Origin of the sequence: Mesorhizobium silamurunense (genome assembly GCF_014843905.1) — a bacterium.
Taxonomy (GTDB): Bacteria; Pseudomonadota; Alphaproteobacteria; order Rhizobiales; family Rhizobiaceae; genus Mesorhizobium; species Mesorhizobium silamurunense.
Map to the genome: position 1 here is coordinate 22,678 of NZ_LPVS01000086.1, position 10,283 is coordinate 32,960.

A 10,283-nucleotide genomic window follows, 5' to 3' on the forward strand; every position below is an offset into this window, starting at 1 on the left:
GCAACATAATAACCTAATAAGTGCGCGTCATAAAACCCTAATAGGAATGCAGCGCAAACCCCTAATGAGCGCGACACAAAAACCTAAGGACCAGGCAAGATGGCACCGCCCCATCAGAAGTTGGCCGAGTCGCTCGCCGCGCTTAAGGAACTGCAGGATCAGCAGACCGTCGCTATCCGCTCCAGCGATCTCTCACGCACCCATCGCGAACGGCTCCTCAAAGGAGGCTTCCTGCAAGAAGTCATGAAGGGCTGGTACATCTCGGCCAATCCCCATCAGCGTAAGGGCGAGACGACAGGCTGGTTCGCCTCATTTTGGGATTTTTGCGCCAACTATTTGAATGATCGCTTCGGCAAAGACTGGTGCATCGCCCCCGAACCGTCCCTCTCCTTCCATGCCGGCAATCGTACGGTCCCGGGGCAATTGCTGGTGCGATCTCCCGCCGGAGGCAACAAGCCCACCACGCTTTTGCACGGCACCTCGATTTTCGACATGCGAGCCAGCATGCCGGTTGCTCGCGATATTGTTGAGACAGACGGCCTTCGTCTCTACGCCTTGCCGGCGGCGCTCGTCGAAGCCTCACCCGCATTCTTCACGCAAAAACCGACCGACGGGCGGACGGCATTGGCGATGTTCTCGGATGCCTCTGAAATTCTCACGCGCCTGCTCGAAGGAGGTCACAGCACGATTGCTGGCCGCCTCGCCGGTGCTTTTCGTAACATCGGCCGCGAGCGCATCGCAGATGACATTGTCCGCGGCATGCAGGCCGCCGGCTACACGGTTCGCGAAACCGACCCATTCGATACACGGGTGCAGTTGTCCCTGCCGCGCCGCGAGACGTCACCCTATGCCGGACGGATCAGACTGATGTGGCAAGAAATGCGCGGCGCGGCCATTAGGAATTTTCCAGAGGCGCCCGGACGCCCGAATGACGTCGATGGCTATCTTCAGCACGTCGATGACGTCTATGCCACCGATGCCTATCATTCGCTCTCGATCGAAGGTTACCGGGTCAGCCCCGAACTGATGGATCGTGTGCGCAGCGGCACCTGGAACCCCGACGGGAATGCGCAGGACGGCGATCACCGCGACGCGCTCGCGGCGCGCGGTTACTACCAGGCTTTCGAAGCGGTCAAACAGAGCGTGGCGTCTGTACTTGCCAATCAAAACCCTGGCCGCGTCGTCGATGACGATCATGGAGGGTGGTACCGCGAGCTATTCGCCCCCAGCGTGACCGTGGGTATCGTCAAACCTGGCGATCTCGCGGGCTACCGCAGCGAGCGCGTGTTCATCCGCAATTCCATGCCTGTTCCGCTGCCGCCCAATGCCGTGCGGGACACGATGCCTGTCTTTTTTGAGATTCTCGAGGCAGAGGAGCACCCAGCGGTGCGTGTCGTCCTCGGGCATTTCATCTTTGTCTATATCCACCCCTACATGGACGGGAATGGTCGCATGGGGAGGTTCTTGATGAATGTCATGATGGCGGCTGGCGGTTATCCCTGGACTGTCATTCCGGTGCAGCTCCGCGCCCACTACATGGCCGCTCTCGAGCAGGCCAGTGTCCACCAAGATATCGTTCCGTTCAGTCGTTTTCTCGGCGAATTGGCTCGCAAAGGATTGTCGGGGGAGACAACCGCGACACTCCCGGCCGGTTAAGCGACCGCAACCACAGATACGGCAGGCAAAAACGTCTACCGCTCTGGCAGTTCGCCGTCATGGCGCAATGAGCAAGCCGTTGATGCGAACAGGAGGCTGCTATCCGGCAGGGGATTGGCATTCCGTTATCTTCAGCCGGGTTGATATCCTCGGAAATCTTCTGCCGCAGCTTCGGCACCCTCGCCAGGCGCCGTCCCAGCGCCGTGACGAAGGCTTCGTAACGTTCGGCGGCCTTGGCACGCGCGGCCACCCTCGCCAGGCGCCGTCCCAGCGCCGTGACGAAGGCTTCGTAACGTTCGGCGGCCTTGGCACGCGCGGCCTGGGCCCTGGAGAAAGGCGGTCCCGGTTTCGCCTTGCTTCGCCTGATGACGACACGGCTGCGCTTGCCGCGCTTCCTGGTTGGGGAATAGCACTGCGTATTGAGACACGTTATGAGCCCCATACGCGATTGCGTATATCTCAGGTTTATACGGATTCACGTATTTGTAATTTTTATACGCGCTCGCGTATATTGACGAATTATACGCGAGCGCGTATATTAAACCTGGAGGCTTATCATGACCGACCAGATCGCCCGCAACGAAAAGCAACTCGGTGCCATCCTGCGTCGCGCCCGCAGGCAGGCCGCCCTCACGCAAGAGACGCTCGGCAGCCAGATCCACCTGCGCCAGGCCACGGTGTCCCGTCTTGAAGCCGGCGAACCAGCGGTGCAGCTCAGCACGTTGATGGCCGTTCTCTCGGCCCTCGGCCTTGAGCTCATGGTTCGTCCACGCAGCAAAGGCAGCGCCGCTGAGATCGAGGACCTGTTCTGATGGCACGCCGGCCGGCTCACACGCCGCTGAATGTCTTCCTGAACGGACGCCTGGTGGGCGTGCTGCGCAGAGAATCAACAGGCGCCGTAGACTTCCAATACGCCCGCCAATGGCTGGACTGGCGTGGCACTTTCCCGGTCTCGCTCTCCCTTCCCTTGCGGGAGGACCGCTATATCGGCGCGCCTGTGATCAACGTCTTCGACAACCTGCTTCCTGACAGTGACGCCATCCGCAAGCGCGTTGCCGAACGCGTCGGTGCGGCTGGTACTGACGCCTACAGCATGCTCGCCGCCCTCGGCCATGACTGCGTCGGCGCGCTGCAGTTCCTGCCCGACGGCCTCGATCCCGGCAATCCTGGCAGCAGCGACGGCAAGCAAGTCAGCAAAAAGGACATCGCCGGAATAATCGAAAACCTTGCTGCCGCTCCTCTCGGCCTCGGCAAGGATGAGGATTTCCGCATCTCGATTGCAGGGGCCCAGGAAAAGACGGCGCTGCTACGCAAGGACGGGCGCTGGTTCAAGCCGGTCGGCACGGCGGCGACCACCCACATCCTGAAACCGCAGATCGGCAGGTTGCCGAATGGCATCGACCTCTGCAATAGCGTTGAGAACGAGTATCTGTGCCTTAAGCTGCTCGAGGCGTTCGGCGTTCCTGCCGCCAAGACAGAGATATCTGATTTCGGGGAGCGCCGAACGCTTATCGTCGAGCGCTTCGACCGGCTGTGGGCTCGCGACGGCCGCCTCCTGCGCCTGCCGCAGGAGGATGTCTGTCAAGCGCTGTCGGTGCCGCCGACGCGCAAATATCAGTCCGATGGCGGTCCCGGCATCGCTGAGATCGTCGAGCTTCTGAAGGGCAGCGACACGCCTGAAGAAGATATCGGTACCTTCTTGCGCGCCTGCGTTTTGTTCTGGCTGATTGGCGCGACCGACGGCCACGCCAAGAACTTCAGTATCTTCCTCGGTCCTGGCGGGCGGTTCCGCATGACGCCCCTCTACGACGTACTGAGCGCGCAGCCGAGCCTTGATGCCGGACAGATCCCCCGCAAGAAATTCAAGTTGGCAATGTCAGTCGGCAAGAGCCGGCACTATTCGGTGCATGAGATTGTGCCCCGCCACTTCGCGCAAACCGCTGCGATCGCTGGCGTGGGCATCCCTGTCATGCGCCGAATTTTCGAAGACATTGCCGGAAACGCTCAGAAGCAGGCTGACACCGTGATCTCCTCATTACCGCATGGCTTTCCTGGACAGGTTGTCGACTCACTCAGGTCGGCCATAGGCAGGCGTGCGATGCTTCTTGCTGATGCAAATTGATCCGAGCTCAAGAGACAGCAATAGCCATTCGCCTACATGAACATCGCCAATTCGGCTGGCATGCCATCGGAAGGAGGTGGGGCGGCGCTGGAAAGACGCCTATGGGAAGGACTCGGACCAGATCATCGAACATTCCAGTATGGCGGATGCTTGGAAGGGTGGCGGTCCCGTGATCGGCGGCGGCACCCAAGAAGCAGGCACGATCTACGTTCCGTGGTGTCAAGATTGCCCGTTTGAAGGAGGCTGGAAGGGACCGCCTCGGCCAACGCGAGACCAGGCTCAGGCTGACGCGGATGCTCACAATGCGAGTAATCCCGGTCATAGGGCGGATGTGTTCTGACGCCAAAACATCGGGCGGGTGGCTAGATAACTGCGCCATCCATCGACGTTAAGTCGTCTCCTCAAGCTCATCGTAGCCCCGCGGCCGAGGGTGTCGCTCATAATCGACGGGTGGCATAAGCATAACCTCGGCTTCGGTTCGGCCGTACTCGCGGCCGATCTGAAATACTACGTAGATGACACCGAGGCCGAGCAGAAATCTGAGCATGGTTTCCTCCCTTGCCAGGAGGAAACAACAAGGGCGCGGATTTAGTTCCTGCCCTGCTTTCCCTATCGCGCACAGCGGGCGGCATTACCCGGCTTGTCGACCGGTTCTTTCAAAACCTGGGGCTCGCGCCGACAATGATAACTGCCGCACCCACCTCAATCCGGTCATCGACCGCGCAGTGAACGGGCGCCTATTCGACAACCCTTACGAAAACCTCTTGGCCATCCATACGCTCAATCGAATGGACGAACATCTTTCCAGAGCCGAGTCTGAAAACGCATATCCGAAATGGCTCGACGGCAAAGCCGACTACGAAGACGAATGCGGCCAGGACGACTCCGTTGAATGTGAAGGGCGGAGCGCCGAGAAGATCGTGGAAGACTATTTCAATGGCCCGATGAATATGCACGAGCCTTCCACCGCAACCGCGCCGGGAATGCAAATCGGACAAGATGAGTACGGTCGGCCGATTTACAGCCCGCCCGTAGAGCGCGCCTATTGTAGCACCGCTCAATCAGGGCGGTTCAAGTTCAATCAGGTTGGCATCATCATCGGATATCGGTTGAACAAGCACCCGCTTAACGGCGACGACACATGGGTCGACCGGAAGAGCAACAAGTATCCAGACAATACTGTCCATCCTCGGCAGGTGAAGCTGAAGGATCATCGTTTGCGTGACGAAGGCCGCACGTATGCTGATGACCTCGCTCAACCAGCGAACGACAATTTTGCAGAACGGGCGACCATTGCATGGATCAAGCAGCGAATGGCGCCGGGCCATTTCGATGCCGTATACGACGCTACAGCAGGCAAGGCTTTGGAGCGATCGGGCGTGCCGCTGGATTCAACTGCAAGCAGGCGGATGCCGTGGGCAAGGACCGAGTTAGATGCGACATCCTAATCGCTGCCCGTCTCCTTGAAGACTACGACAAGGCCGGGTGAACCTAAATCGCCGGCTTAGAATCTACTTAGTGAGGGGATGAATTTCATCCCACCACGTTCAGCGCTGCCCCCAGGTCGGCGCTCGCCGGCAGCGTCGCCAGCGCGCCGGCAACCCCGTCATTGGCTCAGTGGGCCAGGCGCGGGACGCCACGGGCTGGCACCGAGTACGCGCCAGATGCTTCAACGGTGTAGGGACAGCGGCCAGCAAAAACGCGCGCTGGCGAGGCTCCTATCGCCGCCCCCTTAAGATCACCAAAGGCGGCTATTAAGCAAACTAGCCGACGCAGGCCTCATCGATTTAGGGTAGCGGGATCGGCTTGTCACTGAGTGTGCGCAAGTAGGCGATCAGGTTGACCCGTTCAGTCTCGTCGGGAACACCAGGCATCTCCATGTAAACGCCCGGCGTAGTGACCATGGGCTCAAGCAGATATTTGTTCAGGTCCTCGTACGTCCACACGCCTTCCCAGCCCAGCAAGGTGTCGGAGTAACGCATTTTTGCCATAGAGGCCTTATCGCGGCCGACGACGCTCCACAAGTTCGGCCCCGTCTTGGTCCCTCCCTGTGGCTCGACATTGTGGCAACCGGCACACAGGTGGCTGAAGGAGGTTCGGCCTTTCTCGACATCGGCAGTAGCCAACTTCATCGAGATCGGAGCTGGCGTCGGCAAGACGACGCCGTGCGACATGAGATAGTCAGCGATTTCGCGTAGCCCCTTGAATTTTGCCAGATGGAGCGGTGTCTTGCCGTCCTTTGTCTTCGCATTCACGTCCGCGCCGGCCTCGACCAGTGCCTTCACGCAATCGAAGCAACCGAGATTGACCGCGATGTGGATAGCGTTTTCGCGGCTGCGCTTCGAATTTGGATTTGCGCCCCCGTCCAGCAACAGATTGATCAAGTCGATCCTGCGTTTTGCCAAAGCCGGCATGAGGGCAGGACCCAAAAGCGGTGTCGGGGCGGCGTTGACGTCGGCACCGCGTTCAATGAGCATTTTTGCCGCTGCAAAATGCCCACCCTTGACCGCAAGATAGAGTGGTGTCGCTTTCCCATCGCTCTCGTCAACGCCGGCACCTGCGTCGAGCGCTGCCGTAATCGCCGCGACATCGCCCTTCGTTGCGGCGTCGTGGATGGCGGCGGCATACGATGCAGTCGGAATGGGTACAAGCAGTAAGAGAATGAAAGGCAAAACGTCGCGCATTCGGCACCCCCTCTGGAGGTCGGCACGCTTCGAGAAGGGCAAAGTTAGTGCGAATACCTAATCGCGGCAAGGTATTTCAGTAACTGCTAACGGAACGGAAACTGCTCCCCGCTATTTGATTCAAATTCGAGTTGCGGGGCGTTTCCATGCGTAAGCGTGCTGGCGGGGGCCGGTTGAAGTTCATTCCGCCACTGATGCCGACGCTTGTCGGCAAGCCGCCGGAAGGTGATGGCTGGATCCATGAGGTGAAGTTCGATGGCTACCGCTCGCAGATCATCTTCGATGATGGCGAGGTTCAGATATTCACCCGCCGCGGCCGCGACTGGACTGCAAAATATCGCCACCTGGTCGAGACCGCCAAAGGGCTCAACGTTCAAAGCGCGATCATCGACGGCGAGATCATCGTCCTAAATGAGGCCGGCGTTTCCGACTTCGGCGAGCTGCGCAAAGCCATCACCCGCCGCCAGCACGACCTCTATTTCGTCGCCTTCGACCTCCTGCATCTCAACGGCCACGACTTGCGCGACATGCCGCTGGAGGACCGACGAGAGGTGCTGCAGGCGATGATCCCGGCGGGACAGCGGATCCAGTTCAGCGAGGCTCTGCCAGGCACAGGAGCGGCCGTCTTTCACCTGGTCGAGCAGGCAGGGCTAGAGGGTGTCGTCTCGAAGCGGAAGGACAGCAAATATCGCTCCGGACCGTCGACCAACTGGCTAAAGGCGAAATGCTACACGATCGATGAGTACGAGTTGCTAGGCGTCGAGCGGGAGGCTGGCAAGCCGGCGTTCGCGCTCATGGCAGAGCGTGGCACAGGGCGCTATGTCGGCAGCGCCTTCATCACCTTGAACCGGGAAATGCGCGAACGGCTTTGGCAGCGCGTCCAGGAGCACCCAGGGACGGCGCCGAAGGGCATGAAGCGGCCGGCGACACAATGGGTCAAGCCGGGACTGATCGGTCGTGTGAAGCATCTCCGGGGCGAGGATGACCTGCGGCATGCTTCGCTGCAGGACTTTCGTGAAGAGGATTAGCCTCTGTCCTGCCGGCGGCGTTGTAACGCGATATACGCGAGATATGTCTTTGCCGCGGCGTCGCATGCTCGGCGCGATGGCCCATTTGTGCGAAGCATGGTCACGGCCAGCCTCTTGGACAGGCCATATTTCTCGGCGAACGATTCCGGTCCATAGGGTTGGTCAGATACGTCTGCTACATCATCAAGCTGCATGTGATCTCCTGTGGCGAGTGCCCGCCGCTGTTCGATGACAGCAGGCACCCGCACACCACCGATGAAGGGACTCGCTCGGTGGCTGCAAGCAAATGCGCTGCCAAGGTGTTAGTTGCGCGTCTCAGCCAATTGCCTTGGCTGCCGGGACTTCAGTCTGAACAAGCGTTGAACTGCGTCAGAGGCGCTCGGCCGGCTACTATATTTCAGGTTCTGCTGATCCCGCCCGGAAAGGTGGCCGGCGCCGCTCGTGAGCAATGCCTGAAGACGCCGGCCGCGACGGTTCCGTTAGGCCCGCCGCATGGTGTTTGATGTCACTGCGAGATTGATCGCGTAGATGCTTGAGGTTTCTCTAGGGCGAAGCTGGACTAGAATCCAAATGTCGCCTGATTTCCTCCGGCGCTACGCCATCGTTGAACAGAACCAAAATCTGCTCTGCCAAACGCTCACGCGCTTCCTCGTCGCCAGAGATGCCCATCTCTTTCGCGTAGGCTTCCAAGAGTTTTCCGAGCGCAGCCAGTTGTTCGGGGTCGGCTATGCCCCAGAGGGTCCTCATCTCCGCATTTCCCTTGTTTGAGTAGGGCGAAAGCGTGATGAGCTCTTCCAAGCATCCGTAGCCATTTAGATCGGACGACAGGTGCATTGTACGCCGTTTACAGCTTGGCGCTATGCAAAATGATATACGAGGTTCAGCTTGATCATTGAACCTAACTCAGGAATATAATCCTCCCCGGTGCGGCGACCTCATTCCCGGAGATCGCCAAGACAATGAAATTTCCATTCACAGAGGATACGCTCGGCAAAAAGCTCGAGGCCGGTACTGGCATTTCGGTTGACTGCCTGACTTGCAAGCGCAATGCGGTGCTGGACGTCGCCGCGCTGGTCAAGCACTTAGGCCCGGATCATGGGGCGATGTATTGGGACCTGATCAAGGTGATCTATTGCCACGAATGCCGCCGCGCCGGCCGAGAGGATCGCAACCTGCAGTTCACGAACCATGCGGCGACGCCGAACAAGCGCAAGGGCTGGACGCCCTGTCCCTGACACGGGAGCGGCCCGGCAGGCTGGCGGGGTAGGCTAGCGAACGCCGGGCCTAACCGGTGGGAATCTCTCGGGGGCGAGAGAGCACCGGCTGACGATGAATATACGCCCCTGCTGCAATGATCGGCACACATCCGTAAGGACGAAGCGGATAGGTACCTATCCAGCAACGCATACAGTGGCCAACCCAGCTATGATCAGACAGGCGGCCATGCCTATGAAATCGCGGCGCAGATAGAACCAGATCGCGCTGGCGAGCATCAGAGCGGTGATGGCGGCGATGTAGAGAGGGACCAAAGGTGCCAATGAGGCCTGGAAATTGAACGAGGCTAAGTGCGCACTTCGCTTCCACGTTTGAGTGGCTGCGGTCAGGAACAAAAAAGCATAAGTAGATTCCCCCATTTGCCAGTTGGGTTTGCTGCCTGTGTGGCAACATCCTATCCATCGTGGTGGCAAGGCAAGCCTCGTAGGCCTGCTTCGGCGTCTCGGCGTTCGCAGCGCCGGTTAACAGCCCCAAGACAATCGAGAAACAGCCCGCTGCCTTCATCGGACTTATCGAGGTCGAGCGCGGAGCTGCAAACTGATTACCCCAAGCGCAAAGGTAACAGAGCCGAAGCCGAACGCGGTAACTGCAAGAGTTTCGTGGATCGCTGACTTCGCGGCGGCCAACGTCACGACCCCCATCAGCAATTCAAGCAACCCACGAGAATAATTAAAACTCCCATCGAAACACCCCCTTTTGTGCGAGAATGCAACGCAAGTATCGGCCCTGCAAGGGGAGCGGATTGACGATTTTCAGTGCCGGGCCGGAACAAAACTTTGTCGACCGCCGTTTTTGGGCCTAGCCGGATGCCTGTCCCCAAATTCTATCCGGTATCTCTGTGTCACAGGCCCGTTGCTACGCCGCCCTGGTAGCGGGCCATCTTTTCGCCTTTGCCGAAGAAGGCGCTAGAGCGCTTGGAACCCGAGATCAGTAAGGCACGTTCCTCCCTACGGGTCACACGTGACCTGAAAGGAGGAATCAAATGAACATCAAGATGCTCACAGTGGGCGCAATGGCGCTTGCAATGATGACTGGTTCAGCACTCGCCGCTGGTAACACGTCCGCGCTTGACGATCCGGCCAAGATGTCGCCGTTCTTCACCGATGCCGGCATGAAAACCTTGAAGTCGGAAAAGGATTTCATGACCGCATGGAAGGCCATGAAACCAGATGAACAGAAGGCGGTGTTGAAAGACTGCGGCGATACCACGCTCAACAAGTCGCATGCAGATTTCTGCGCGATGGCAAAGAAGATGGGCGGCTGAAACTAGCTGTCTGACAGAAGGCGGACTCTTTCTGTCCGCCTTCAGAGGGTACCCCAAAGGGCTTCTCCCCGCTCGGGCGTTTCAGCCATTTTGTTTCCGCAGCCTCACGCCGCCGCCACCGCCGTTTCTTAGGCGGTGCGTGCTATGGCGATCACCAGCACGGCGAATAGGCGAGGCCGATGGATCCAGCCCGAGAAGCAGATAGGGCGGATTCAAGCGGTCGTCGCAACACCAATTGTGTTCACTCACGACAG

General features: G+C 59.2%; 10 protein-coding genes and 1 pseudogene. 7 read left to right on the plus strand and 4 right to left on the minus strand.

The features are described from left to right. Positions 1 to 99 precede the first annotated feature (99 nt). Positions 100 to 1,656: a Fic family protein gene (locus tag AU465_RS24980; protein WP_192254234.1), complete on the plus strand. Its 1,557-nt coding sequence runs from the start codon at positions 100 to 102 to the stop codon at positions 1,654 to 1,656. Positions 1,657 to 1,783: 127 nt separating this feature from the next. Here AU465_RS24980 and AU465_RS36740 read toward each other — a convergent pair. Continuing rightward, positions 1,784 to 1,912: pseudogene (locus tag AU465_RS36740) on the minus strand (CopG family transcriptional regulator); the annotation flags it as partial. 301 nt (positions 1,913 to 2,213) lie between these two features. On the opposite strand from AU465_RS36740, the gene AU465_RS24985 reads away from it, so the two are divergent. Beyond that, on the plus strand, positions 2,214 to 2,468 hold the full coding sequence (locus AU465_RS24985; protein ID WP_192254236.1) for a helix-turn-helix domain-containing protein: 255 nt from the start codon (positions 2,214 to 2,216) through the stop codon (positions 2,466 to 2,468). Then, on the plus strand, positions 2,468 to 3,778 hold the full coding sequence (locus AU465_RS24990) for a type II toxin-antitoxin system HipA family toxin (RefSeq protein WP_192254238.1): 1,311 nt from the start codon (positions 2,468 to 2,470) through the stop codon (positions 3,776 to 3,778). Before AU465_RS24985 ends, AU465_RS24990 begins: the two co-directional genes overlap by 1 nt. Before the next feature lie 388 nt (positions 3,779 to 4,166). Here the strand turns inward: AU465_RS24990 and AU465_RS24995 are convergent, their stop codons facing one another. Further along, entirely contained in the window at positions 4,167 to 4,325 is a 159-nt protein-coding gene (locus AU465_RS24995; RefSeq protein ID WP_192254240.1) for a hypothetical protein, read from the minus strand. On the opposite strand from AU465_RS24995, the gene AU465_RS25000 reads away from it, so the two are divergent. Beyond that, positions 4,324 to 5,226, plus strand: a complete 903-nt coding sequence (locus AU465_RS25000) for a hypothetical protein (protein WP_192254242.1) — start codon at positions 4,324 to 4,326, stop codon at positions 5,224 to 5,226. The genes AU465_RS24995 and AU465_RS25000 overlap by 2 nt on opposite strands. A 339-nt stretch (positions 5,227 to 5,565) precedes the next feature. Here AU465_RS25000 and AU465_RS25005 read toward each other — a convergent pair whose 3' ends face one another. Next, positions 5,566 to 6,462 (minus strand): ankyrin repeat domain-containing protein, encoded by an 897-nt coding sequence (locus tag AU465_RS25005; protein ID WP_192254243.1) that lies wholly within the window; start codon positions 6,460 to 6,462, stop codon positions 5,566 to 5,568. Positions 6,463 to 6,608: 146 nt separating this feature from the next. Between AU465_RS25005 and AU465_RS25010 the strand changes: the two genes are divergently transcribed. Then, complete coding sequence (locus AU465_RS25010) at positions 6,609 to 7,490, plus strand: ATP-dependent DNA ligase (protein ID WP_246506373.1); 882 nt, start codon at positions 6,609 to 6,611, stop codon at positions 7,488 to 7,490. A gap of 543 nt (positions 7,491 to 8,033) precedes the next feature. Here the strand turns inward: AU465_RS25010 and AU465_RS25015 are convergent. Next, positions 8,034 to 8,288: a hypothetical protein gene (locus AU465_RS25015; protein WP_192254245.1), complete on the minus strand. Its 255-nt coding sequence runs from the start codon at positions 8,286 to 8,288 to the stop codon at positions 8,034 to 8,036. Positions 8,289 to 8,449: 161 nt separating this feature from the next. On the opposite strand from AU465_RS25015, the gene AU465_RS25020 reads away from it, so the two are divergent. Together AU465_RS25020 and AU465_RS25025 are read left to right on the plus strand one after the other, a co-directional pair. Further along, positions 8,450 to 8,725, plus strand: a complete 276-nt coding sequence (locus AU465_RS25020; protein WP_192254247.1) for a hypothetical protein — start codon at positions 8,450 to 8,452, stop codon at positions 8,723 to 8,725. A gap of 1,022 nt (positions 8,726 to 9,747) precedes the next feature. Next, on the plus strand, positions 9,748 to 10,029 hold the full coding sequence (locus AU465_RS25025) for a hypothetical protein (RefSeq protein ID WP_192254249.1): 282 nt from the start codon (positions 9,748 to 9,750) through the stop codon (positions 10,027 to 10,029). Positions 10,030 to 10,283: the final 254 nt, after the last annotated feature.